This is a genomic window from Pseudaminobacter soli (ex Li et al. 2025) (assembly GCF_003012705.1).
Classification (GTDB): Bacteria; Pseudomonadota; Alphaproteobacteria; order Rhizobiales; family Rhizobiaceae; genus Pseudaminobacter; species Pseudaminobacter soli.
Genome location: NZ_PXYL01000011.1, coordinates 164618 through 188205, shown reverse-complemented (window position 1 = coordinate 188205; position 23588 = coordinate 164618). Strand labels below are relative to the sequence as shown.

The following is a 23588-nucleotide window of genomic DNA, read 5'->3' as shown; positions in this document are numbered from 1 at the left end:
CTGGCCACAATCATGCGGCCCCAAGCGTTTCCGCTAGGCTGCAAGATATTCAGGGCGGCGGCTCAGATGAAGAGCGTCTCGCCCTGCTCGTCGATGAGTTGCTTGCCCTTCTTGAAGGACACGTCCACCGCATCGTCGAGCGAGGCGAAACGGTCTGCGCGGATGAAGCGATGCTCCTTCATCGTGCCATCGATCTCCTTGGAGATGATGCCGCAGGTCTGGAACTGGCCGCCTTCCTTGTACGGCGTGGCGCGGATGCGAAAACCGTTGTGCTCGATCTCCTTGACCGCGGTTTCCGATGTCTTGCTGGCTTCGCTGCCGCCGCCGAAAAGTCGTTTCAGGAAGGACATGTGCACCTCGTTCTCGATTCAGCACGTAAACTAGCGCTCTCGCCGGACGGCGTCGAGGCGGCTGGCGCGGCCATCCAGCGGATGATCACGCCTGTCACGCAGAGTTCATCGCGGCAGCGATCCTCACGGATACCCTGGTCCGCTCCATCTCGTTGTTTTAGCGGCATTTGTGCGACGCCAAGCATTCCGCTTGGCTGCAAAATGCTCTAGCCGAGCGACGAGACAATCTCCCGGTAAGCGGCCTCAGGGAACGCCTTCATGGTATGCGTGCGGACATTGCCGGCCATGCCGATCTGCAGCGCAAGTCGCGCCGCCACAGCATCGTCGGGCGCCTCGCAGACCAGCACCATGTCGTATTTGCCCATCGTCATGTAGAAGGCCTTGAAGCTGCCGCCCATATCCTGGAGCTGCTTCTTCACCGCATCGAGCCGCTTCGGCGACTCGCGAACATTCTTGATGCCCTGCTCTGTCCAGTTCACAAGCATGATGTAAGTGGTCACGATACACCTCCCGTTTCCGGTGCCGCAACGCAACCAAACCCAGCGTCGGCGCCGGTATGAAAGCCCCCGTTTCACCCCGAAGGGGGATATGGAGTTGGGACGAAAACCGGCAAGCATAAGGAGCGTTTCGCGGCCGAGTGCTGCAGGAGGCAAAGCGCTCGGCTCAGGCCACGCTGATCTCAATACGGGAACAGTTCCCAGCCCTTGGCGCTGCGGGGCACCACGCATTTGCCGCGTTGAAACAACGTCCACATCTCGCAGATGCGGTCGTCCTGGAGGCGGCAAAAGCCGAACTGATGGCCCTTGCTGTCCGCCCGGCTGTCGGGTTGCCCGCCGATTGCCGCGCAATAGGCGGTCGCTTCATTGGCCAGCCACACCACCGCCTTCGGTCTGGGGTAGCACCCGGCGGTGAAAGCCAGGGCCAGGAACGCGGCGCAAAGTGTGGTGCGCGTACCGATAGACATCGCTTCGCTCCACTATCAATGCCGTCGTCCGCTTACGTCGGCCAGAAAAAAAGCCCAGGTGCGACACCTGGGCTTTTCGTTTTCTCAGCTATCGAGGAAGCTTCTCAGCTTGCGCGAGCGGCTCGGATGCTTGAGCTTTCGCAGCGCCTTGGCCTCGATCTGACGGATGCGCTCACGGGTGACCGAGAACTGCTGTCCAACCTCTTCGAGCGTGTGGTCGGTGTTCATGCCGATGCCGAAGCGCATGCGCAGCACGCGCTCCTCGCGCGGGGTCAGCGAGGCCAGAACGCGCGTGGTGGTCTCGCGCAGATTGGCCTGGATAGCCGCGTCGATCGGCAGGATCGCCATCTTGTCCTCGATGAAGTCGCCGAGGTGCGAATCCTCCTCGTCGCCCACCGGCGTTTCGAGCGAGATCGGCTCCTTGGCGATCTTCAGCACCTTGCGCACTTTCTCCAGCGGCATGGCCAGCTTCTCGGCCAGTTCCTCCGGCGTCGGCTCGCGGCCGATCTCGTGCAGCATCTGGCGCGAGGTGCGGACGATCTTGTTGATCGTCTCGATCATGTGCACCGGGATGCGGATGGTGCGGGCCTGGTCGGCGATCGAACGGGTGATCGCCTGCCGGATCCACCAGGTGGCGTAGGTCGAGAACTTGTAGCCGCGACGGTACTCGAACTTGTCGACCGCCTTCATCAGGCCGATGTTGCCTTCCTGGATGAGGTCCAGGAACTGCAGGCCGCGGTTCGTGTACTTCTTGGCGATGGAGATGACGAGGCGCAGGTTTGCCTCGACCATTTCCTTCTTGGCGATGGCCGCCTCGCGCTCGCCCTTCTGCACCTGGTTCACAATCTTGCGGAATTCCAGGATCGAGATCGCCGTTTCGGTGGCGAGGTTCTGGATCTCGGCGCGAATGTTCTGGATCGCAGTCTTCTCATTGGCGGAGAACTCCTTCCAGCCGCGGCTGGAGAGGGTGGCGATCCGCGTGGTCCAGTTGGGATCGAGCTCGGAGCCCTGGTATTCCTTCAGGAAATCGTCGCGGCGCACGCCATAGCTTTCGGCCAGGCGAAGCAGCTTGCCCTCGTTCTGCACCAGGCGCTTGTTGATGTCGTAGAGCTGCTCGACCAGCGCCTCGATGCGGGCGTTGTTGAGCGACAGCGACTTCACGGCCTTGATGAGCTGGTCCTTCAGCTCCTTCAGGCGGCGGTCCTGGCTGGGCGACAGCGTGTCGGCGTGGGCAAGGCGGCTCTCCACCTGCTGGTCCTGCAGCTTGCGCAGCTTCTTGTAGGTGTCGGCGATGACGTCGAGCGTTTCCATGACCTGCGGGCGCAGCTCGGCTTCCATGGCCGCCAGCGACAGGTTGGTCTCGTCCTCGTCCTCTTCTTCCTCTTCCGGGCGGCTCTCGCCGCCGACATTGGTGATGTCGTCCTCATCGCTGCGCGGAGCGCGGCGCGGCTTGCTGTCCTCGGGCGTCTTCGGCCGCTCGAGTTCCTCGCGGTCGAGTATCGGCGCCTGCTTGCCCTCGGGGCCGGCATAGGTGGCTTCCAGGTCGATGATCTCGCGCAGCAGGATCTTGGATTCGTTGAGTTCGTCGCGCCAGATGATGATGGCCTGGAAGGTCAGCGGGCTTTCGCACAGACCCGCGATCATGGTCTCGCGACCGGCTTCGATGCGCTTGGCGATGGCGATTTCGCCTTCGCGCGACAGAAGCTCCACCGAGCCCATCTCGCGCAGATACATGCGCACCGGGTCGTCGGTGCGATCCGTCGGCTCCTTCTTGGTGACGGTCGCAACCGCGGTGCCGGTCTGCTCGGCCAGCTCGTTGGCATCGTCCTCGGCGTCGCCGGCGTTCTCGCCTTCGGCCTCTTCGCCGGCCTCGTCATCCTCGACGACATTGATGCCCATGTCCGAGAGCATGGCCATCGTGTCCTCGATCTGCTCGGAAGTGACTTCCTCCGAGGGCAGAACCGAGTTCAACTCGTCCATGGTGACGTAGCCGCGCTTCTTGGCGGCCTTGATCATCTTCTTGACAGCATCATCGGAAAGGTCGAGCAGAGGGCCGTCGGTGGCGCCTTCGCGTTCGTTCTCGACCTCTTCCTTTTCCTTTATCGCCATTCTTTTGCTTTCTCCAAGCGACCGGCTATATGGAACTTCCGTCCCGAGCCGGGTACAAATCACCTGCACTGCCATGCAGCCCCTCGTAGCCGTTAGCAGTGCGTGAGTTACGTCTTGATTAACCCTAATATCTGGGGCGGCTTGCGCCGGGCGTCCAGATCAGCTTCCCATCCTGCCATTTCGGGTGCGGGCCGCGCCGCGGTTAACAACTCGAATCGTTCTGATTCCGCCATTCAGACCGAAGGTCAAGCGCCTGTCGCATGATTCGCCTTAAAAAAGCGAATCAATTGCGAATCATACGCCACCGGACCCGGGTCTTCCGCTCGCGCTGGCCTTTTCGTCTTCAGCCGCGATCAGACCGTCCTGATGATATGCCGAAGCCTTCAATCAGCGCTTCGGTTGCCTGCACGTCGCGAAACTGAGCCTGGATTTCAACCAGATGACGATAGTTCTCGTCGGTTGGATCGGTCGCCAATGCAGATTCCGCTACTTTCAGCTCCTTATGTAGAGTTCGGGCGCTCCGGTGCAAGTGCAGCGCCTGACCGAAGGCGTCGCGTGCGTCTTCGAGGGCCGCATCCTCAAGCGCCGGCCAGATGCGCGCCTTGCGCACCAGTGCGGTCGCCCGCTGCCAGATCTCGCCGAGCCCCGCCTGCTCGATATGCGCAACCACTGCATGGCGCTCCTCGGCATCATGTGCGACCGCATCGATGAGCCCGCTGTGAAGCAGGCGCAGGTCCGGATCGGCCAGATCGAGGCGCTCGACATGCTCGAAATGCTCGTCGACCAGCATCGGGTGGTTGACCAGCGTGACCATGATTGCCGCCTCGCGCAACGGCATGGTGCCGCTCGCCCGCTTCACCATCGCCGAACGCGCCAGGCTCTCCGAAACGGCCAGCCGCCCCGCCGCGACGCTGGGCCGACCGCTGCCGCGCTGCTCGCCGAAGCGCTTGCCACCGCCACCGCCCTGCTTCTGCTGCGCCCGCCCCCGTTGCGAGCCGAAGAAATTCAGCACCCGGTCACGCATCTCCTGCGCGTAGTGGTAGCGGACGCTCTCGTCCTTGATGCGATTGGTGAGCTCGCGCAACGTCTTTTCGAGTTCCGCCCGGCGCTCGGGCGTGTCGAACACCCCGCCGGAGGTCTCGCGCATCCAGAGCAGATCCGCCAGCGGCCGTGCCTCGCCCAGCACCGCCTTGAAGGCGTCCGGCCCCTCCGACTTGACGAGGTCGTCGGGGTCCTTGCCCTCCGGCAGCAGCGCAAAGCGCGCCGTGTGCCCTGCCTGTACCATCGGCAGCACCAGGTCGGCCGCGCGCCATGCGGCCTTGAGGCCTGCCTTGTCGCCGTCGAAGCACAGCACCGGTTCGCCCGACATGCGCCACAGAAGCTCAAGCTGGTTTTCGGTCAGCGCCGTGCCGAGTGGCGCCACGACATTGTCGAAGCCCGCCTGTGCCAGCGCGATCACGTCCATATAGCCTTCGACCGCGATCACCGTGCCCTCGCGGCCCATGCCCTTGCGGGCGCGAGCGAAATTGTAGAGCACATTGCCCTTGTGGAAGAGCTCGGTGTCGGGCGAATTCAGATACTTGGCCGAAACGTCCGGCGACAGCGCGCGCCCGCCGAAGGCGATCACCTTGCCGCGCGCATCCTCGATCGGAAACATCACGCGGTCGCGAAAACGGTCGTAGGAGACGGGGATGTCGGACCCGAACACCACCAGTCCGCAGGCCTCGATCTGTGCCTTTTCGATCCCCTTGGAGGCCAAGAACTCCTTCAGCGCATTGCGGCTGTCGGGCGCGTAGCCGAGGCGGAATTTCTGCTGCGTGACCGAACTGAGCCCGCGATCGCGCAGATAGGCGCGTGCCTTGGCGCCATCGGCCGCCTGCAGCCGGCCCTGAAAGAACTTCGTCGCCATTTCCATGACGTCATGCAGCGAAGCGCGCTCGCGCTCGCGGCGCTCCTCCACCACGTCGCGCGCCGGCATCGGCACGCCCGCCATGTCGGCGATGCGCTCCACCGCTTCGGGAAAGCTCAGCCCATCGAGTTCGGTCAAAAACTTGAAATGATCGCCCGAAACGCCGCAACCGAAGCAATGGTAGCGCCCCTTGCGGTCCTCGCAGTGAAAGCTCGGCGACTTTTCGCCATGGAACGGGCAGCAGGCCCAGAAATCACCACGCGGCGCATTGGTCTTCCGGCGGTCCCAGGTGACGCGCGTACCGATCACGGCCGAAATCGGCACGCGGTCGCGTATCTCGTCGAGGAAGGAAGGCTGGAAGCGCATGGAACAGGCTCACTTTCGACCCCATATAACCACGACCGTCGCGCGATACGACTCCCGACGCGAGAAATGCCCGTTTTTCACAGGCGCAGGGTGCCGTTACGCTCCATTTCCGACACTTCACGTCGGCGTGAAACAGCCCAGGACGGTGGACGAAAAATATTATCCGGCTAACCTGTTGCGGGAGCGCAAGATGATCTCGATTCGCGACATGACCGCTTTTGGAAGCCACTGGCCGATCTCGATGACCGCATGCCTGCGGAGGCTGCCGTCGTGAGTGGCTCGGTCGTCCTGCTCAATCTGGCCGGCGCGGTGGCGCTGCTGCTCTATGCCACGCGCATGGTGCGCACCGGCGTCGAGCGCGCCTATGGCGACGTGCTGCGCCAGAAACTGCGCTCCACCATGCAGAATCCGCTGATGGCGATCATCCTGGGCACGGCGCTGGCCGTCGCGCTCCAGAGTTCGACTGCGGTCACGCTGCTGGTCGGCTCCTTTGCGGGCGCCGGCATCGTCAGCGGCATGGCGGGTCAGCTCGCCGTGCGCGGCGCCGAGATCGGCTCGGCGCTGGTGGTGAAGGTGCTGTCCTTCGACCTGTCACTCCTGGTGCCAATCTTGATCGCCGCCGGCACCGGTATCTTCATGACGACCGAACGGCGCGCCTGGCGCCAGTTCGGCCGCATCCTCGTCGGCATCGGCCTGATGCTGCTCTCGCTCGAGCTGATCGGCCAGGCCTCCGAGCCGCTGCGCGACAGCAGCCTCATGCCGGTGATCATCAACTATTTCTCCGGCGATCCGGTCACGGCCTATCTGCTGGCGGCACTGGTCACCTGGCTGTTCCATTCCAGCATCGCGGGCGTGCTGCTCATCGTCCAACTCGCGGGGCGCGGGCTGATCCCGTCCGAACTCGGCATTGTGCTGGTGCTGGGCGTCAATCTCGGCAGCTCGATCATCGCGCCGTTGCTCACCCGCAACGCGCCGCCGGAAGTGCGCGTGGTGCCGATCGGCAATCTTCTGATGCGCGGGCTCGGCTCGCTGGTGATGCTGACGGCGTTTTTGACCTTCAAGCCCTCGCCCGCCCTGCTCGGCTCGACGGTGCCCGACCAGATCATCAACGCGCACATCCTCTTCAACGTCGTCGTGCTTCTGGCCGGCCTCCCCTTCTCGCGGCTGGTCTACCGTGCCTCGCAGGCGCTGGTTGCGCTCAACACCCCGCCCAAGCCGGCGGAGCCGCTGGAAATGGTCGAGCTCAGCGCGCTCAACGAAGCCGACCTCGGCACCCCCAGCCAGGCGCTGGCCAACGCCACGCGTGAGGTGGTGCGCGTCTGCGAAATCGTCGAGATCATGCTGACGACCATCTTCGAGCTCTACGAGCATGCCGACCAGGCGAAGATGAAGGCGCTGGCCGCGCTCGACGACCGTGTCGACGCCAAGACCGCCGCGATAAAACTCTACCTCGCCAAGGCGACCATCCAGCAGATGACCGAGGACGAGGCGCTACGCTACCAGGAATTGCTGGGCGCCTGCGTCAAGCTCGAGCAGGTCGGCGACATCATCGTGCGCAACATGCTGGTGCATGTGCAGAAGAAGGCGCAGCGCAAGCTGGAGTTCACGCCCGAAGGCTGGAGCGAGCTGGCCGCCTTCCACGCCACGGTCTTGGCCAATGCGCGCCTGGCATTCAACGTGCTGATCTCGCGCGATCCCGATTCCGCACGTCAGCTGGTGATCGAGAAAGACCGGTTGCGCGATTTCGAAAAAGCCACCAGCACCAGCCATTTCGAGCGCCTGCGCGAAGGGGCTGCCAAGAGCATGGAGACCAGCACGATCCACCTCGATACCATCCGCGACCTCAAGCAGATCAATTCGCTGCTGACCTCGATGGTCTATCCGGTGCTGGAAGGACAGGGGCTGCTGCACAAGTCGCGCCTGAAGGCGAGCTGAGCCTTATCCCACGTTATTCAAAGATCGATGCGGAAGCGCAGGCTTTCGACTGCCCCATAGGCCGGATCTTCCATGAAGCGCTCCACCAGCACGCCGCCATTGGCGAGGATCACCTTCTGCGAAACGAGGTTGTCGGGCTGCGCGGTGATCTCGACATAGGCGAGCCCCCTCGCCCGCGCCTCTTCCAGCATCAGCGCCAGCGCCTGGGTGGCATAGCCACGGCCACGCTTCCACGGCACCACGGCATAGCCGATATGGCCAAGCACATGCGACGGCAGCGTCGACGTGCCCTCCTGCCAGCGGAAGCCGATCGAGCCGGCCACCTCGCCATCCCAGATGAAGCGGCGATAGCCCGGCAGGCGCGGCACCTGCGTGCCGTCCGGCAGCGTAATGGGCGGGCCCTTGGCCTCGGGATCGTCCTGGCTCTCGACGAAAGCGACCGGATCGGCGTCGATCGCCGCAAGATGCTCGCGGGCGGTGACTTCCGGCCGCACATTGTCCGGCGACCAGCCGCGCCGTAGCGCGTCCAGATAGGACGGCAGGTGCTCAACCGCAGGCTTTACAAGTCGGATCGACATCACTTCACGCAGGGGATGTGTTACTAGGGATGGGGGAGCCGCCCGCGCGGGCGGCCTACTGCAGCGAGGCCTTCACCAGCGCGCCGGCCTTGCCGAAATCCATCTGGCCGGTGAAGCGCTCCTTGAGCACGGCCATGACGCGGCCCATGTCGCGCAGGCCCTCGGCGCCGGTTTCGGCGATCGCGTCGGCCACGGCCTGCTTCACCGCCGCCTCGTCCATCTGCTTGGGCAGGAAGCCGCGGATGACCTCGATTTCCGCGCGCTCCTTCTCGGCCAGTTCGGGCCGCTTGCCGTCCTCGAAAGCCTTGGCCGACTCCTCGCGCTGCTTCACCATCTTGGCGAGAATCTGCAGGATATCCTCGTCGCTGACCGGGTCCTTGCCCACGCCGCGGTTGGAGATGTCGCGATCCTGGATGGCGGCATTGACCAGCCTGAGCGTCGAGATGCGAAGCTTGTCCTGCGCCTTGAGCGCGTCTTTGAGGGCCTGGGCAATGGTCTCGCGCATGTCGGCAACTCCTTGGAACCGCAAGGACAATAGCCCATGACCCGCATGGCGGGAATGGGCTTTTACTGCCAGCGGCAAACTGTATTTCGCCTCCCCGATTCCTTGGGGGAGGCACCCGTCTAGAGCGCCGGGGCATGGAAGGCAAACCCCCACCGGGCGTTCGGGTTGCACATGATATTGCGCTGCAAAATATTTGCCGGCAGCGGCCGGCGCGAACATTGACCCTTCGCCGACCTTCCCCTATTGTCCGCGCCTTGCATGGACTTGTTATCGGGTATGCACGGGGGTTTTGCGGGAGGCCGCTGCACCCCGTGTTTTGTGCTACGCGCTTGATCCCTCGAGCCGCAACCCGGCCACCCGCTGACGAAGCCTGCTGCAACAACAGGATATGGAGTAGCCGACATGGCCACGAACACCGCCCCCTGGGCAACCGAAGTGCCGACCGCAGTACTGGTTCTGGCCGACGGGACGGTTATCGAGGGCCGAGGCCTCGGCGCCACCGGCAGCGCGGTTGCCGAAGTCTGCTTCAACACCGCGCTCACCGGCTATGAGGAAATCCTCACCGACCCATCCTATGCCGGCCAGATCGTCACCTTCACCTTCCCGCATATCGGCAATATCGGCACCAATGACGAGGACATCGAGGACCTGACCCCGGCCGCGCGCGCCGGCGCCGTCGGCGCGGTCTTCAAGGCCGACATCACCAATCCGTCGAACTACCGCGCCTCGGGCGACCTTGACGAGTGGCTGAAGCGGCGCGGCGTCGTCGCCATCGCCGGCATCGACACCCGCGCGCTTACCGCGCTGATCCGCCAGAAGGGCGCGCCTAACGCGGTCATCGCGCATGCGCCCGACGGCAAGTTCGATATCGAGGACCTGAAGCGCCAGGCAGCCGCCTGGTCGGGCCTCGTCGGCCTAGACCTCGCCAAGGAAGTCACTTCGGGCCAGTCGTCGGTCTGGAGCGAAACGCCCTGGGTCTGGAACGAAGGCTATGGCGAACAGAGCGAGCCGACCATGCATGTGGTCGCTGTCGACTATGGCGTGAAGCGCAACATCCTGCGCCTGCTGGCAGGCCTCGGCGCCAAGGTCACCATCGTTCCGGCCAAGACCAAGGCCGAGGACATCCTGGCCATGAAGCCGGACGGCATCTTCCTCTCCAACGGCCCCGGCGACCCGGCCGCCACCGGCGAATATTCCGTGCCGGTCATCCAGGATCTGCTCAAGACCGAACTGCCGATCTTCGGCATCTGCCTCGGCCACCAGATGCTGGCGCTGGCCGTCGGCGGCAAGACCGAGAAGATGCACCAGGGCCATCACGGCGCCAACCATCCGGTCAAGGACCACACCACCGGCAAGGTCGAGATCGTATCGATGAACCACGGTTTTGCGGTCGACTCGAAGTCGCTGCCGGAAGGGGTCGAGGAGACACACGTTTCGCTGTTCGACGGCTCCAACTGCGGCATCGCGCTCACCGGCAAGCCGGTGTTCTCGGTGCAGCACCACCCCGAAGCCTCGCCCGGCCCCCAGGACTCGCACTACCTGTTCCGCCGCTTCGTCAACCTCATCCGCGAGCGCAAGGGGGAGCCGGCGCTAGCCGAGCGCTAGAGCGAAGGCGACCTGATCTCGCCACGGCAACAGTTTGAAAGCCGCCCTCGGGCGGCTTTCCCATTGGTCGTTTGGGGTCCCTTTCTCGCAGCCCTATATCTTCCCGGAGGAAGACAGGGACGCGCCATGGAGCCATCCAACTATACGCCTACCGAAAACCCGATGCTCACCGGCATTCTCGGCCGCTGTCCACGCTGCCAGCAGGGCCATCTGTTCCGGGGTTTTCTGAGCCTCGCGCCTAGCTGCGAGGTCTGCGGACTCGACTATTCCTTTGCCGACCCGGCGGACGGCCCTGCTTTCTTCGCGATGACCATCGTAGCGGTGCCGGCGCTGGGCTTTGCGCTGTGGCTGCAGCTCACTTACGAGCCGCCGATTTGGGTGCATATCATCACCACCCTGCCCCTAACGATCGGCTCCTGCATGCTGCTTTTGCGGCCGCTCAAGGGCTGGCTGGTCTGCTCGCAATATTTCCACAAGGCCGCCGAAGGCTCGATCGACCATGAATGGCATGCCCGCGCCAAGCGCGGGCGCGACGCCGGAAAATCCTGACGCTTCCCCATCTGTCTACGGCTCGTCGAACCGACGCAGCCGTCTGCCGGCCTGGCTTCTCAGGGCTGGTTGTTAAACGTGTCGCAGTCCGCCACCTTGCCGCTGTCAAAGCCGCGCTTGAACCATTTCATGCGCTGCGCCGAGGTGCCGTGGTTGAAGGTTTCCGGCACGACATAGCCCTGCGAACGCCGCTGCAGCGTGTCGTCGCCTATCTGCTTGGCGGCGTTCAGCGCCTCTTCGAGGTCGCCCTTTTCCAGCAGTCCCTTCTGCCCCGTATAGTGGCCCCAGATGCCGGCGAAGCAGTCGGCCTGCAGCTCGACGCGCACCGACATGGCGTTGGACTGTTCCTCGCTCATCGACTGCCGCATGCGGTTTACCTTGGGCAGGATGCCCAGCAGGTTCTGCACATGGTGGCCGACCTCATGCGCCAGCACATAGGCCTGCGCGAAGTCGCCGGAAGCGCCGAATTGGCGATCGAGCTGGTTGTAGAAGGAAAGGTCGAGATAGACCTTGCGATCTTCCGGGCAATAGAACGGCCCGGACGCCGCCGAGGCAAAGCCGCAGCCCGAGCGCGTCTGCCCGGTGAACAGCACCAGCTTCGGGTCCTCATATTTCAGGCCGTTGGCCTGGAAGATGCCGCTCCAGGTGTCTTCCGTCTCGGCCAGCACGGTGGCGACGAACTGCTTCATCTCGTCATTGGATTGCGGCGCGTTGCGGCTGATCTGGGTGCTGCCCGGCCCCGGCCCTTCGCCGCCGTCGAGAACCATCATCGGATCGATGCCGATGGCCTTCAGCACGAAATATATCACGACGATGATGATGATGCCCGACAGCGAAAGCCCACCGGATGCCCCGCCTACCGGGATGCGAAAGCCGCCGCCCGGGCCCACTCCGCCGCCGTAGCCGCCCTGGTCCCGATCGTCCTCGACATTGTCGCTTTGCCGCCGGCCTCTCCAGAGCATGATGCGAACCTTATTCTCGTTTCAGATCCGGGCGGGGTCGCTGCCACTGCCGCAACATCAAGTCGGAATCTAGTCCAACGGTTGCAGCAAGTCACAGAGTTTTTCCCGGAATTCGCCAGCGCCGGATCGGCGCGCTTCGCGTCGGTGCCGCTTTCAGCGGTATTGAAAACGGGATAGGCTTCGCGCTTCCGGACAAGCTTCAGACGAGGGTTGGCCATGACCACCGAAGAGGACGTCGCCCGGCATTACAGCCGTGGCGCGCTTGAACGCACCATACTGGACGCGCTGCGCAACGCCGGTAAGGACATCGACAGGCTCCAGCCATCGGACCTTTCCGCCGCCGACGAATTTCATCTCGGCTGGCGGGCGGCGACGGCCGAACTGGCGAACGACCTGGCCCTTTCACCGGGCATGCGGCTGTTGGATATCGGCTCGGGCATTGGCGGCCCGGCCCGCTATTTCGCCGAGCAACACGGCGTAAACGTCATCGGCGTCGATCTCACCGAGGAGTTCGTGGCGGTTGCCACCGCCCTGACGGCGCGCTGCGGGCTTGCCGACCGCGTTTCGTTCGTTCGGGCAAGCGCGCTTTCCCTCCCCTTCGCGGACGGGGCTTTCGAGCGCGCAACGCTCATCCATGTCGGCATGAACATCGACGACAAGGCGGGCGCCATGCGCGAGATCCATCGCGTTCTCGGGCAGGACGGCATCTTCGCCGTCTACGACGTCATGGTTATGGGCGACGGCGAGCTGCCCTACCCCATGCCCTGGGCGGAAACGCCCGCGACCAGTTTCGTCGAAACGCCCGACGCCTACCGGCAATTGCTCGAGGATGCCGGCTTTGCCATCGAAGCCGAAAGGAACCGCCGCGAGATGGTACTCGAGCTCAACCGCCAGATGCGCGAGGACGTGGCCAGGAACGGCCCGCCGCCGCTCGGCCTGCACACGGTGATGGGCGCCGCTGCCCCGGTGCGGGTGGGCAACCTCATGGCAGCACTTTCCGCCGGCACCGTCGCACCGATCCAGATGCTGGCGCGGAAACGCTGAGGCTGGAACAGCCCAGCTTTTTTGTGCCGCTGGCCTGACGCCCGCGCCAAGCCGCAGCGCCTGGCCCAAAAAATATCGCCCTCCCCGCCTTGCCTCTCCTTGATCTCGCCCAACTTTAACTGCCACTGATTTGCAATTGCGAATTTATGCCAGAACCGGGCCAGACAAAGCATGGACTTATCCAGCCGCACCGCCACCGAAACCGCTGAAGGAGGGTGGCGCCAGCCCCGGGGTGAAGCCTCACTTTCAGACGTACATCGTTCCATCGCAGTCAGAACCACCGGCCCGACCTGGCGTCGGGCCGCCGCTTTTATCGGCCCCGGCTATCTCGTCGCCGTCGGCTACATGGACCCCGGCAACTGGGCCACCTCGCTCGCCGGCGGCTCGAAATTCGGCTACTCGCTGCTCATCGTGGCGCTGATCTCCAACATCATGGCGGTGGTGCTGCAGGCGCTCTGCGCCCGGCTTGCCATCGGCTCGGGCCGCGACCTCGCCCAGGCCTGCCGCGACGCCTATGGCAAGCAGGTCTCCTACGGCCTCTGGATCATGGCCGAGATCGCCATCGTCGCCACCGACATTGCCGAGGTCATCGGCACGGCCATTGGCCTCAACCTCATCTTCGGCATCCCGCTGGAACTCGGCGTGCTCATCACCGCGCTCGACGTGTTTTTGATCCTCTACCTGCAAAAGCTCGGCTTCCGCTGGGTCGAGGCGCTGATCATCGCGTTGCTTGCGGTGATTGCGGCGTGCTTCGCCATCCAGATCGCCATGGCCGACCCCGACTGGAGCGGCGTGATCCGCGGCTTTGCCCCCACCACCGAGATCGTGACCAACCCGAACATGCTCTATCTCGCGCTCGGCATTCTCGGCGCGACGGTCATGCCGCACAATCTCTACCTGCATTCGGGCATCGTGCAGACCCGCGCCTATGGCGAAACCATCGAGCACAAGCGCGAGGCACTGCGGTTCGCCTCCTGGGATTCGGCCATCGCGCTGACCTTCGCGCTGGTCATCAACGCCTCGATCCTGATCCTCGCCGCCGCCACCTTCCACAAGGTCGGCCAGACCAATGTCGAGGACATCGCCGAAGCCCATGCCCTGCTTGCGCCGCTGCTGGGCGTTTCAGTGGCGCCGATGCTGTTCGGCATCGCGCTGATCTGCTGCGGCATCAATTCCAGCGTCACGGCGACGCTTGCCGGCCAGATCGTCATGGAAGGTTTTGTCCAGATCAAGCTGGCGCCCTGGCTGCGCCGGCTCATCACCCGGGCGCTCGCCATCGTGCCGGCCGCCGCCGTCACCATCTGGTATGGTGAAGGCGGCACCGCCAAGCTCCTGATCCTCAGTCAGGTGGTGCTCAGCCTTCAGCTTTCCTTTGCGGTGTTTCCGCTGGTCATCTTCACCGCCAGCAAGGCCAAGATGGGCCCGCTGGTGGCGCCGCGCTGGCTCACCGTTTTCGCCATGTTCATCGGCATCGTGATTGCGGTATTGAACCTCAAGCTGATCTACGATTTCGTGCTCGGCTAAGCCGCTATTCCGCCGGCATCTCTGCCGCAAGTCTGCGCTGCGAGCGCAGGCTGGCGAAGAGCACCGCGAGCGCCGCGAGAGGAAACAGGGCAGCGACGAAGCCGAGGTCTGCCGGCGCCGCGTTTTCCAGAACCCGGCCGCCGATCGCGGTGCCACTGGCAATGCCGAGATACATGGCCGATGCATTGAGCGAGAGGGTTAGATGCGCCACCTCAGGCGCATAGCCGACGATGCGGCTTGCCTGCGCCGGCGGAAATGCCCAGCCGATGATGCCCCAAGGCAGCATGATGCCGATCAGCAGCGGACCGCAGAGCTCACGCGGCAGAAAATGCAGCCCAAGCGCGATCGAAAGCACCATGACCGAGGTTGCCAGCAGCGAAGCCACCACCATGCGTGTCGCCCCGAGCCGGTCGGCCAGGTAGCCGCTGGAGAGATTGCCGATCACCGCGCCGACGCCGAAGGCCAGCAGCAGCCCCGGCAGGGCAAGCTTCGTCAGCCCCGCCCCCTCGATCGCCAGCGGCGCGAGATAGGAGATGATGATGAAGCCGCCGGCGAGATAGAGGAACGTGACCGCCAGCGACGGAGCAATACCGGCATGGCCGATGATGCTGAAGCGTTCGCGCAGGGTCAGCTTCGTTCCCCGAAGCCCGCGCGGCAGGCGCAGCCACAGCACCGTCGCGCAGGCCAGCGCCAGAAGCGCGACCGTGCCGAAAGTGCCCCGCCAGCCCCACACAGTGGCAATCAGCGCCCCCAACGGCGCGCCGAGCGCCACAGCGAAGGTGGTGCCGCCCACGACCACCGAAATCGCAAGCGCCCGATGCTCGGGTCCGGCCAGCGAAACGGCGGTGGCCTGCGCAGTGGCGGCAAAGAGCCCGCTCGCCATGCCCATCAGTATCTGGGCGAGCAGCAAGGTCGTAAACGACACGCTGGTGGCTGCAACCACATTGCCGGCCAGGAAGATGAGCATCGCGACCGTCAGCACGCGCCGGCGGTCCGCCGTCCCGGCCAGCGCCGACAGCACCGGCGCGCCGATGGCGTAGGACAGCGAGAACACGGTGATGAGATAGCCCGCCATGGGCACGGTCGTGTGCGTATCCGCCGCGATCGACGGCAGCAGGCTCGAGAACACAAAACCGACCGTGCTCATGGTGAACGAGCCTACCGCGAGCCATATAAGTCGCTTGTCCAAGGGACTCTCCTTAGTTCAAAGGTTATTGAACTATTGAACTTGTCTCCCAGTTCTGTCAATCTGGCTCTGGGATTATCGCTCCGCTCTCCTGTCAGCCTCGTGTCAGGAGAGCGGGCGCCGCATTGAACCCCGTCATGATTGTGTCTACCTTCGCGCCATGAGCCTGCCGCACCCCACCACCGAACAGATCACGCTCGCCAATGTTTTGGGCGCGCTGGGGGATCCGACACGGCTGGCGATCATCGCCCAGCTCGCCCGCGACGAGGCCACGCCCATGCGCTGCGGCCAGTTCTGGGATCTCGGCTCCAAGACCAACATCAGCTACCACCTCGCCAAGCTGCGCGAAGCGGGCGTGGTGCGCACGGAAACCGTAGGCACCAGCCGGCTGATCTCCCTGCGCCGCGAAGACCTCGACAAGCTGTTCCCCGGGCTGCTCGATTCGATCATCGCCTCGGCGGCAGACCTGCCGCTGGCGGCGGTCGTGCTGGAAGACTGACGTCCGCACCGGGCGAAACAATTGCATTGGTGAATGTCGGGATGCCGCCGCGCCGCGCGTCCTCGGGTCATCGCCGGACCGCTAAGAGGGCCGGTCCAAACGGAGAGACATCATGCGAACCATCAATGCCGCGGTATTCGTCAGCCTCGACGGCGTCATGCAGGCGCCGGGAGGCCCGCAGGAGGATCCCACCGGCGGCTTCCAGCTCGCGGGCTGGGTCGCGCCCCATTTCGACGATGCGTTGGGCGGCGTCATGGGCAAGCTGTTCGAAACGCCCTTCGACCTGCTTCTGGGCCGGCGCACCTACGACATTTTCGCCGCGCACTGGCCCTATGTGAAGGACGACCCGACCGGCCCGCTCTTCGACGGCGTGACCAAATATGTCGCCACCCATGATCCCGATAGCCTCACCTGGCAGAACACCAAGTGGCTGGGCATCGACGTGCCGGCGGCCTTGCGCAAACTCAAGCAGGAAGACGGGCCGCAGCTTCTCATCCAGGGCTCCAGTCAGCTGATCCAGCAATTGCTGGAGCATGACCTGATCGACCGCTTCCAGCTCATCGTCATGCCGATCGTGCTCGGCAAGGGCAAAAAGCTGTTCGGCAATGGCACCATGCCGGCCGCGCTCAAGCTGACCAATAGCCTGGTCACGCCCAAGGGGGTCGTCGTCGCGGCCTACGAGCGCGCCGGCGAGGTCGAGACCGGCGATTTCGGGTTGGAAAATCCGAGCGAGGCGGAACTGGAGCGGCGCCGCGGACTGGCGGAGATGGAGCGAAAGCTGAAGTCGGCCTAAGCCAACTTCACGCCCCGCATTCCCTTCGGATATTTGTTGCTCTCCACCTCGTCACTTGGCCCTTTGGTTCATGGCGCGGCACCTCTCCCCCACTGCGTCGGGGGGGAGAGGAAAGGCCGACTGCCGTCAAAGGCCGAAGGTAACAAGGCCGTTCTCGTCGATTGCCCATGCAGGGTTCCAGGCGATTTCCCAGGCATGATCGTCCGGGTCGGCGACATAGCCGCGAAATCCCCCATGCGGTGGAGCATCGGCCTCCCGCACCAAGCTTCCCCCCGCCTCTACCAGCCGACGCATCACCGTTTGAACGTCCTCACGCTCGGCAACGTTGTGAGCGAGCGAAAAGGCTCCCGGCGACCTCAGTCCCGATCGTCCCATGTCCTGCTCAAGCGATCCGAGCTTGAAGGTGCCAAGGACAAAACCGTTCATCTGGTAGAAAACGATCTCGTCGTTCTGGAATATGGGCATCCATCCAAATCCCCCGACATAGAAGCGCATGGAGCGCTCGAGGTCGCGGACACCGAGTGTGACAACTGAAATCTGCTGCTGCATAACCAAGCCCTTTCCATTCGCCTCGCGGGATTGCGAGGCGTGAAGGTCTTGGGCCGCTACCAAAGTAACGGAAGGACCCGCACTGGCGGGGGTTGGGCCAACCGCACCAACCTAACCTGTTTTAGACAAGCACAGGCTTTCAGATTCGAGAGAGCGAGGCAAGACGGGGCTCCCGCACGAGATTCCGGCCGGTTGCGACCAGACGACGCTCAACCTTTAGCTCGCTGCCTCGCTTCGCGTTCGTAGACGGCAAGGAAGGCCTTGCCCATCAGTGAGCTCTCGCCGTCAATGCACGTCCGCAGAACCGCGGCACGGGTGGCTTGAATGCTCTTGTCGTCGGGGGCAGCCGCACTGGCCAATTCGATGATCTGTACGGCAAGCCGCGATTGCCCAGCCTCGGACAAGGCGGCTGCTCGTTCGGCCAGTTTTCTCGCGCCGCCGGCGAGGCCAGCCACTTCCAAAGCGAGATCGGTTGCCGAAGCAGGCTTGAGATGCGCCGGGTTGCCATCGAACCAGCCGGCGTAGAAGTGATAGATGCTCCGGACCAGGAATTCCGGGTCATCATATTTCGGGAGCAGGTAGGGTTTCGCGAGAATTTCGGGCGGTACCTTCACCGATTGCAGAACATCGTCGAGCGCAGCACCCTTGTTCATCAGCGCGAGTGTTTCGCGAACAAGATGCTCGAGCGCTTCGGCACCATCCCGCAACATCTGCAGTGCCCGCTCCTCACCAAAAACGACCGGACCATGGCCGGGAATAAGGATTGCGGGCTTGAGTTGCTCCATCTGCCGGAGCGCGACAGCCCATTCCGCCGCGTAGCGCTGAACCTTGCGGGGATTGCCGGCGTTGGGGAACACCCAGATCACGAAATCGCCGCTCGCCAGAACGCGCCGTTCGGGTAGCCAGACGAAGGTGGCGTCATCCGTTTCCCCGCGACCATGGAAGAGATCGATCCGCTCTCCGCCGATGGAAAGGGACAAGGTGTCGTCATAGACCTCATCGGGGCGCCGCTGGCCGATTGGGTAGATGTAGCCGGGCATATTGAACTGCTGGCCCTGCACGATGCTGTTGAAGCCGTGCGATGCCTCATACCGATCCATCCGCCGTTTCACGTTGCGGTGGGCGATGATCCGTGGGCGCGCAACCCCTCTCGCATCGGCCTCCTCGTCGATGACTGTGATACCGCTCGTGTGGTCGACATGACCGTGGGTGAAAATAACGGTGTGGATCGGGCTGTTGTCCCAGGAGCGCACGACGTCGAGGGTCGGCCTGGCGGTCTCCGGCTTCGCGGTATCGATCAAAACCAGCCCTTCGGAGGTGCGTATGGCCGTCACGCTGCCGCAGAAGTAAGTCGTGTGAACCGTAATGATGTTCTCGGCGACATGGGTGATGGCACCGTGCGAAACTGCGGCGGTCCATTCTTCCATCTGGGCGCTGCCGTCCCAAAGCCGCTCGAATAACGGGTCCTGACGCATATTCAATCCTCAGTGCAACTGTGCCGAACACTTATCATCGATGTCCCTTGATGCAATTCAGTATGGGGCGGCATGCTGACAGTTATAGTCAGCTATGGGTCGTAGGCAGCTTCCGGTACCGAAGCGGCACGAGATTCCGGCCGGTTGCGACCTCTTTCGGTTGCTCCTTCAGTCGTTGCCAACCGAACGAATGACCCGCGCCGGATTTCCTCCGACAAGAGTATTCGGGGGAACGTCCTTGGTGACTACCGAACCCGCGGCCACGACCGAGTTTTCCCCCACTGTCACCCCGCCGACAATCGTTGCCCCGGTTGCGATCCAGACGTTTTTCTCAATCACGATGGGCTTTCCGATTGTGACGGCGCGGCGCTGCGAAGGTTCAAGGGGATGACCTGTCGTGATGATGCTCACGTTCGGCCCGATCATCACGTCGTCCGCGATGTCGAGCCCTCCGAGATCATAGAAAGTGCAATTCTGATTTACGAAGACATTATGCCCGACGCGGATTTCGTCCCCGCCGTTCGTATAGAATGGCGGGATCAGCAGGAAACTCTCATCTACCTTTTTACCGATGAGTTCGCTGAACAGGGCCCGGATTTCGTCTGCATCGTCGAACGTCAAACGGTTAAGTCTGGCAGTGATCGCCATCGCCCGTTTGACGTTTGCCACCATGGCCGCCGATTCCGCCGTCCTCCCGTGAATGATCTTGGTGCGGTTCTCGTTCGACATTCGTTGGTTTCCTCGGCCTACAATAGAACCTGCGTTTCGGCACACGAGGGGCACCGAGATTCGCTGAGTGTAGCCACAAAGCGGAAGGGCCGGAATCCACCCACACTGCCAGTCGCCAACCAAGGACGGCCGGCTGAGAGTAATCGGCGCTAAATTTGGCCGCTCGCAAACGAACTGCCGCTCCGGACCAGCACTGGACATACCCGTTGCTATCGCCAGACGGCCGAAGCAGAGCTACGATCCGAGGCCCTTCGCCCCTCCCGCATGGCTGCCATGCCGAAAAGTCGCAAAGATTTACGCATATTTGGGGTTACAAGCGTGCCGGCATTTGCCTATAAGGCGCCCTTAGCCTGACAACAGACTCTGCACCCCACCGGCCGGGCGTTCCCGCGCCGGGGTTTTTGCGCAGAGCCAACGACGAACGGACCCGACCATGCCAAAACGCACCGACATCAAGTCCATCCTGATCATCGGCGCCGGTCCCATCGTCATCGGCCAGGCCTGCGAATTCGACTACTCCGGCACCCAGGCCTGCAAGGCGCTCCGAGAAGAAGGTTTTCGCGTGATCCTGGTCAACTCCAACCCGGCCACGATCATGACCGACCCGGAGCTGGCCGACGCCACCTATATCGAGCCGATCACGCCGGAAGTGGTGGCAAAGATCATCGCCAAGGAGCGCCCGGATGCGCTTCTGCCCACCATGGGCGGTCAGACCGCGCTCAACACGGCGCTGTCGCTGCGCCGCATGGGCGTGCTCGAGCGCTACAATGTCGAGATGATCGGCGCCGATGCGCACGCCATCGACAAGGCCGAGGACCGCGCTTTGTTCCGCGAGGCCATGGCCAAGATCGGGCTTGAGACGCCCAAGTCGATGCTGGCCAACGCCACCGACGTCAAGGACGCCGACCGCAAGAAGCATGAGGCCGAGCGCGCCGCGCTGAAGGCCTCGGGCGCCTCCGACACCGAGCTCGACGCGCTCGAAACGAGCTGGAACCTCGGCGAAGGCGACCGCAAGCAGCGCTATATCAACCATGGCATGGCGATTGCCGTCCAGGCGCTCGACCATGTCGGCCTGCCCGCCATCATCCGCCCGTCCTTCACCATGGGCGGCACTGGCGGCGGCATCGCCTTCAACCGCCAGGAATTCTTCGAGATCGTGCAGTCGGGCCTCGACGCCTCGCCGACCACCGAAGTGCTCATCGAGGAAAGCGTGCTCGGCTGGAAGGAGTACGAGATGGAGGTCGTCCGCGACAAGGCGGACAACTGCATCATCGTCTGTTCCATCGAGAACATCGACCCGATGGGCGTGCACACCGGCGACTCCATCACCGTCGCGCCAGCGCTGACCTTGACCGACAAGGAATACCAGATGATGCGCAACGCCTCGATCGCGGTGCTGCGCGAGATCGGCGTCGAGACCGGCGGCTCGAACGTCCAGTTCGCCGTCAATCCCGACAATGGCCGCCTCGTCGTCATCGAGATGAACCCGCGCGTGTCGCGCTCCTCCGCACTCGCCTCCAAGGCAACCGGCTTCCCGATCGCCAAGATCGCGGCAAAGCTCGCCGTCGGCTATACGCTGGACGAGCTGGAGAACGACATCACCGGCGGCGCGACGCCAGCCTCCTTCGAGCCGTCCATCGACTACGTCGTGACAAAGATCCCGCGCTTTGCCTTCGAAAAGTTCCCGGGCGCCGAGCCGACGCTGACCACCGCCATGAAGTCGGTGGGCGAGGTCATGGCCATCGGCCGCACCTTCCAGGAATCGCTGCAGAAGGCGCTGCGCGGCCTCGAAACCGGCCTCACCGGCCTCGACGAGATCGAGATCCCCGGCATCGGCCATGGCGACGACAAGAACGCCGTCCGCGCCGCGCTCGGCACGCCCACGCCCGACCGCCTGCGCATGGTGGCGCAAGCCATCCGCATGGGCACCTCGCTCGAAGACGTGCACGCCATGTGCAAGATCGACCCGTGGTTCCTCGAGCAGATCGCCGGCATCATCGCCATGGAAGAGCGCGTCCGCGAGCACGGCCTGCCGGAAGACGCGACCAACCTGCGCACGCTGAAGGCCATGGGCTTTTCGGACGCCCGCCTTGCCTCGCTGACCGGCAAGAAGGCCAAGGAAGTCGCCCAGCTGCGCAATTCGCTCGGCGTCCACCCGGTCTACAAGCGCATCGACACCTGCGCTGCCGAGTTCGCCTCCCCCACCGCCTATATGTACTCCACCTATGAGGTGCCGTTTGCCGGCCAGCTCGCCAACGAGGCCGAGGTCTCCGACCGCAAGAAGGTGGTGATCCTCGGCGGCGGCCCCAACCGCATCGGCCAGGGCATCGAGTTCGACTATTGCTGCTGCCATGCCTGCTTTGCGCTCGCCGAGGCCGGCTACGAATCCATCATGATCAACTGCAACCCGGAGACGGTCTCGACCGACTACGACACCTCCGACCGGCTCTATTTCGAGCCGCTGACGGCGGAAGACGTGATCGAGATCCTGAAGATGGAGCAGAGCCGCGGCGAGCTCGTCGGCGTCATCGTGCAGTTCGGCGGCCAGACCCCGCTGAAGCTCGCCGAAGCGCTGGAGAAGAACGGCATCCCGATCCTCGGCACCTCGCCCGACGCGATCGACCTCGCCGAAGACCGCGACCGCTTCCAGAAGCTCTTGCAGAAGCTCGACCTCACCCAGCCCAAGAACGGCATCGCCTACTCGGTCGAGCAGGCGCGCACGGTGGCCGGCGAGCTCGGCTTCCCGCTGGTGGTGCGCCCGTCCTACGTGCTGGGCGGCCGCGCCATGCAGATCATCCATGACGAGAGCATGCTGCAGAGCTACCTGCTCGACACCGTGCCCGGCCTGGTGCCCGAGGACATCAAGCAGAAATACCCCAACGACAAGACCGGCCAGATCAACACGCTGCTGGGAAAAAACCCGCTTCTGTTCGACACCTACCTCACCGACGCCATCGAGGTGGACGTGGACTGCCTGTGCGACGGCAAGGAAACCTTCGTCTCCGGCATCATGGAGCACATCGAGGAGGCCGGCATCCATTCGGGCGACTCCGCCTGTTCCCTGCCCGTCCACACGCTATCCGACGAGATCGTCGAGGAGCTGGAGCGCCAGACGGCGGCCCTTGCCAAGGCGCTCAAGGTCGGCGGCCTGATGAACGTGCAATACGCCATCAAGGACGGCACCATCTATGTGCTGGAAGTGAACCCGCGCGCCAGCCGCACCGTGCCCTTCGTCGCCAAGACCGTTGGCAAGCCGATTGCCAAGGTCGCCGCCCGCATCATGGCCGGCGAGACGCTGGACGGCGCCTTCGCCAATTACGGCGAAAAGCCCGACGCACGCACGCCCGGACACATCGCGGTCAAGGAAGCGGTGTTCCCGTTTGCGCGCTTCCCGGGCGTCGACATCCTGCTCGGACCCGAAATGCGCTCCACCGGCGAGGTCATGGGCCTCGACCGCGACTATGCGCTGGCCTTCGCCAAGGCCCAGCTCGGCGCGGGCGTCGACCTGCCGCGCTCGGGCACGCTGTTCGTCTCGGTGCGCGATGCCGACAAGAAGGGCATTTTGGGGCCCGTAAAACGCCTGGCCGGCCTGGGCTTCAAGGTGCTGGCCACCAGCGGCACCCAGCGCTTCCTCGCCGAAAACGGCATCGAAGCCGAAAAGATCAACAAGGTGCTGGAAGGCCGCCCGCATATCGAAGACGCCATCCGCAACCGCCAGGTGCAGATCGTGTTCAACACGACCGACGGCCAGAAGGCGGTGTCGGACTCAAAGTCGCTGCGCCGCGCAACCCTGATGCAGAAGGTGCCGTACTACACCACGCTCTCCGGCATGGAAGCAGTGGCCGAAGCCATCGCCGCGCTGAAGGCGGGCAGCCTCGAGGTCCGGCCGCTGCAGGAGTATTTTGTCTGAGGCGTAACGCTCAATGAGTTTATGAACGAGGGCGCCGTTGTGCGCCC

General features: G+C 63.8%; 20 protein-coding genes. 8 read left to right on the top strand and 12 right to left on the bottom strand.

All coding sequences use genetic code 11. From position 1 onward, the window contains the following. Window positions 1–62 precede the first annotated feature (62 nt). The 5 genes from C7I85_RS20715 to dnaG all read right to left on the bottom strand — a co-directional run bounded on the left by C7I85_RS20715 (window position 63) and on the right by dnaG (window position 5698). Window positions 63–350 (bottom strand): HlyU family transcriptional regulator, encoded by a 288-nt coding sequence (locus C7I85_RS20715; RefSeq protein ID WP_106725916.1) that lies wholly within the window; start codon window positions 348–350, stop codon window positions 63–65. 206 nt (window positions 351–556) lie between these two features. Beyond that, window positions 557–850: a GYD domain-containing protein gene (locus C7I85_RS20710; protein WP_106725915.1), complete on the bottom strand. Its 294-nt coding sequence runs from the start codon at window positions 848–850 to the stop codon at window positions 557–559. Window positions 851–1029: 179 nt separating this feature from the next. Further along, window positions 1030–1314, bottom strand: coding sequence for a DUF333 domain-containing protein (locus C7I85_RS20705; protein WP_106725914.1), 285 nt, complete (start codon window positions 1312–1314; stop codon window positions 1030–1032). Between the two features lie 84 nt (window positions 1315–1398). Continuing rightward, window positions 1399–3423, bottom strand: a complete 2025-nt coding sequence (gene rpoD / locus C7I85_RS20700; RefSeq protein WP_106725913.1) for an RNA polymerase sigma factor RpoD — start codon at window positions 3421–3423, stop codon at window positions 1399–1401. Between the two features lie 343 nt (window positions 3424–3766). After that, a complete protein-coding gene (gene dnaG / locus C7I85_RS20695; RefSeq protein WP_106725912.1) occupies window positions 3767–5698 on the bottom strand; it encodes a DNA primase in 1932 nt (643 codons plus the stop codon). 270 nt (window positions 5699–5968) lie between these two features. Between dnaG and C7I85_RS20690 the strand changes: the two genes are divergently transcribed. After that, window positions 5969–7633, top strand: coding sequence for a Na/Pi cotransporter family protein (locus C7I85_RS20690; RefSeq protein WP_106725940.1), 1665 nt, complete (start codon window positions 5969–5971; stop codon window positions 7631–7633). Window positions 7634–7650: 17 nt separating this feature from the next. Here C7I85_RS20690 and C7I85_RS20685 read toward each other — a convergent pair whose 3' ends face one another. Next, complete coding sequence (locus tag C7I85_RS20685; protein ID WP_106725911.1) at window positions 7651–8211, bottom strand: GNAT family N-acetyltransferase; 561 nt, start codon at window positions 8209–8211, stop codon at window positions 7651–7653. A gap of 55 nt (window positions 8212–8266) precedes the next feature. Next, window positions 8267–8716, bottom strand: coding sequence for a GatB/YqeY domain-containing protein (locus tag C7I85_RS20680; protein WP_106725910.1), 450 nt, complete (start codon window positions 8714–8716; stop codon window positions 8267–8269). A 402-nt stretch (window positions 8717–9118) separates the two neighbouring features. Between C7I85_RS20680 and carA the strand changes: the two genes are divergently transcribed. Both carA and C7I85_RS20670 read left to right on the top strand, forming a co-directional pair. Then, the gene (gene carA / locus C7I85_RS20675) at window positions 9119–10321 is read left to right on the top strand and encodes a glutamine-hydrolyzing carbamoyl-phosphate synthase small subunit (protein ID WP_106725909.1); all 1203 of its coding nucleotides are present in this window, start codon (window positions 9119–9121) and stop codon (window positions 10319–10321) included. Window positions 10322–10447: 126 nt separating this feature from the next. After that, the gene (locus C7I85_RS20670; RefSeq protein ID WP_106725908.1) at window positions 10448–10870 is read left to right on the top strand and encodes a DUF983 domain-containing protein; all 423 of its coding nucleotides are present in this window, start codon (window positions 10448–10450) and stop codon (window positions 10868–10870) included. 59 nt (window positions 10871–10929) lie between these two features. Here the strand turns inward: C7I85_RS20670 and ypfJ are convergent, their stop codons facing one another. Beyond that, window positions 10930–11832 (bottom strand): KPN_02809 family neutral zinc metallopeptidase, encoded by a 903-nt coding sequence (ypfJ, locus tag C7I85_RS20665; protein WP_106725907.1) that lies wholly within the window; start codon window positions 11830–11832, stop codon window positions 10930–10932. Between the two features lie 216 nt (window positions 11833–12048). Here ypfJ and C7I85_RS20660 point away from each other — a divergent pair, with 216 nt between their 5' ends. Both C7I85_RS20660 and C7I85_RS20655 read left to right on the top strand, forming a co-directional pair. Continuing rightward, window positions 12049–12876: a class I SAM-dependent methyltransferase gene (locus C7I85_RS20660; RefSeq protein WP_106725906.1), complete on the top strand. Its 828-nt coding sequence runs from the start codon at window positions 12049–12051 to the stop codon at window positions 12874–12876. A 171-nt stretch (window positions 12877–13047) separates the two neighbouring features. After that, the gene (locus C7I85_RS20655; RefSeq protein ID WP_106725905.1) at window positions 13048–14400 is read left to right on the top strand and encodes an Nramp family divalent metal transporter; all 1353 of its coding nucleotides are present in this window, start codon (window positions 13048–13050) and stop codon (window positions 14398–14400) included. A 4-nt stretch (window positions 14401–14404) separates the two neighbouring features. On the opposite strand, the gene C7I85_RS20650 is transcribed toward C7I85_RS20655, so the two are convergent. Beyond that, window positions 14405–15589, bottom strand: a complete 1185-nt coding sequence (locus tag C7I85_RS20650; protein WP_106725904.1) for an MFS transporter — start codon at window positions 15587–15589, stop codon at window positions 14405–14407. Window positions 15590–15746: 157 nt separating this feature from the next. Between C7I85_RS20650 and C7I85_RS20645 the strand changes: the two genes are divergently transcribed. After that, window positions 15747–16085, top strand: coding sequence for an ArsR/SmtB family transcription factor (locus tag C7I85_RS20645; RefSeq protein ID WP_106725903.1), 339 nt, complete (start codon window positions 15747–15749; stop codon window positions 16083–16085). Between the two features lie 112 nt (window positions 16086–16197). Further along, a complete protein-coding gene (locus C7I85_RS20640; RefSeq protein ID WP_106725902.1) occupies window positions 16198–16878 on the top strand; it encodes a dihydrofolate reductase family protein in 681 nt (226 codons plus the stop codon). Between the two features lie 126 nt (window positions 16879–17004). Here C7I85_RS20640 and C7I85_RS20635 read toward each other — a convergent pair whose 3' ends face one another. The 3 genes from C7I85_RS20635 to C7I85_RS20625 form a co-directional block, all read right to left on the bottom strand. Beyond that, the gene (locus tag C7I85_RS20635; protein ID WP_106725901.1) at window positions 17005–17427 is read right to left on the bottom strand and encodes a VOC family protein; all 423 of its coding nucleotides are present in this window, start codon (window positions 17425–17427) and stop codon (window positions 17005–17007) included. Window positions 17428–17636: 209 nt separating this feature from the next. Beyond that, window positions 17637–18902 (bottom strand): alkyl sulfatase dimerization domain-containing protein, encoded by a 1266-nt coding sequence (locus tag C7I85_RS20630; protein ID WP_106725900.1) that lies wholly within the window; start codon window positions 18900–18902, stop codon window positions 17637–17639. Window positions 18903–19070: 168 nt separating this feature from the next. Next, window positions 19071–19631: a sugar O-acetyltransferase gene (locus C7I85_RS20625; protein WP_106725899.1), complete on the bottom strand. Its 561-nt coding sequence runs from the start codon at window positions 19629–19631 to the stop codon at window positions 19071–19073. Between the two features lie 433 nt (window positions 19632–20064). On the opposite strand from C7I85_RS20625, the gene carB reads away from it, so the two are divergent. Then, complete coding sequence (gene carB / locus C7I85_RS20620) at window positions 20065–23541, top strand: carbamoyl-phosphate synthase large subunit (protein WP_106725898.1); 3477 nt, start codon at window positions 20065–20067, stop codon at window positions 23539–23541. Window positions 23542–23588 lie beyond the last annotated feature (47 nt).

What these genes read in the sequence shown, in the direction of transcription:
- C7I85_RS20655 (WP_106725905.1), top strand. Translation starts at nt 13,048, where the DNA reads ATGGACTTATCCAGCCGCACCGCCACCGAAACCGCTGAAGGAGGGTGG.
- C7I85_RS20645 (WP_106725903.1), top strand. Translation starts at nt 15,747, where the DNA reads ATGAGCCTGCCGCACCCCACCACCGAACAGATCACGCTCGCCAATGTT.
- C7I85_RS20715 (WP_106725916.1), bottom strand. Translation starts at nt 350, where the DNA reads ATGTCCTTCCTGAAACGACTTTTCGGCGGCGGCAGCGAAGCCAGCAAG.
- C7I85_RS20630 (WP_106725900.1), bottom strand. Translation starts at nt 18,902, where the DNA reads ATGCGTCAGGACCCGTTATTCGAGCGGCTTTGGGACGGCAGCGCCCAG.
- C7I85_RS20670 (WP_106725908.1), top strand. Translation starts at nt 10,448, where the DNA reads ATGGAGCCATCCAACTATACGCCTACCGAAAACCCGATGCTCACCGGC.
- rpoD (WP_106725913.1), bottom strand. Translation starts at nt 3,423, where the DNA reads ATGGCGATAAAGGAAAAGGAAGAGGTCGAGAACGAACGCGAAGGCGCC.
- C7I85_RS20685 (WP_106725911.1), bottom strand. Translation starts at nt 8,211, where the DNA reads ATGTCGATCCGACTTGTAAAGCCTGCGGTTGAGCACCTGCCGTCCTAT.
- C7I85_RS20640 (WP_106725902.1), top strand. Translation starts at nt 16,198, where the DNA reads ATGCGAACCATCAATGCCGCGGTATTCGTCAGCCTCGACGGCGTCATG.
- C7I85_RS20660 (WP_106725906.1), top strand. Translation starts at nt 12,049, where the DNA reads ATGACCACCGAAGAGGACGTCGCCCGGCATTACAGCCGTGGCGCGCTT.
- ypfJ (WP_106725907.1), bottom strand. Translation starts at nt 11,832, where the DNA reads ATGCTCTGGAGAGGCCGGCGGCAAAGCGACAATGTCGAGGACGATCGG.
- carB (WP_106725898.1), top strand. Translation starts at nt 20,065, where the DNA reads ATGCCAAAACGCACCGACATCAAGTCCATCCTGATCATCGGCGCCGGT.
- carA (WP_106725909.1), top strand. Translation starts at nt 9,119, where the DNA reads ATGGCCACGAACACCGCCCCCTGGGCAACCGAAGTGCCGACCGCAGTA.
- C7I85_RS20625 (WP_106725899.1), bottom strand. Translation starts at nt 19,631, where the DNA reads ATGTCGAACGAGAACCGCACCAAGATCATTCACGGGAGGACGGCGGAA.
- C7I85_RS20705 (WP_106725914.1), bottom strand. Translation starts at nt 1,314, where the DNA reads ATGTCTATCGGTACGCGCACCACACTTTGCGCCGCGTTCCTGGCCCTG.
- dnaG (WP_106725912.1), bottom strand. Translation starts at nt 5,698, where the DNA reads ATGCGCTTCCAGCCTTCCTTCCTCGACGAGATACGCGACCGCGTGCCG.
- C7I85_RS20635 (WP_106725901.1), bottom strand. Translation starts at nt 17,427, where the DNA reads ATGCAGCAGCAGATTTCAGTTGTCACACTCGGTGTCCGCGACCTCGAG.
- C7I85_RS20680 (WP_106725910.1), bottom strand. Translation starts at nt 8,716, where the DNA reads ATGCGCGAGACCATTGCCCAGGCCCTCAAAGACGCGCTCAAGGCGCAG.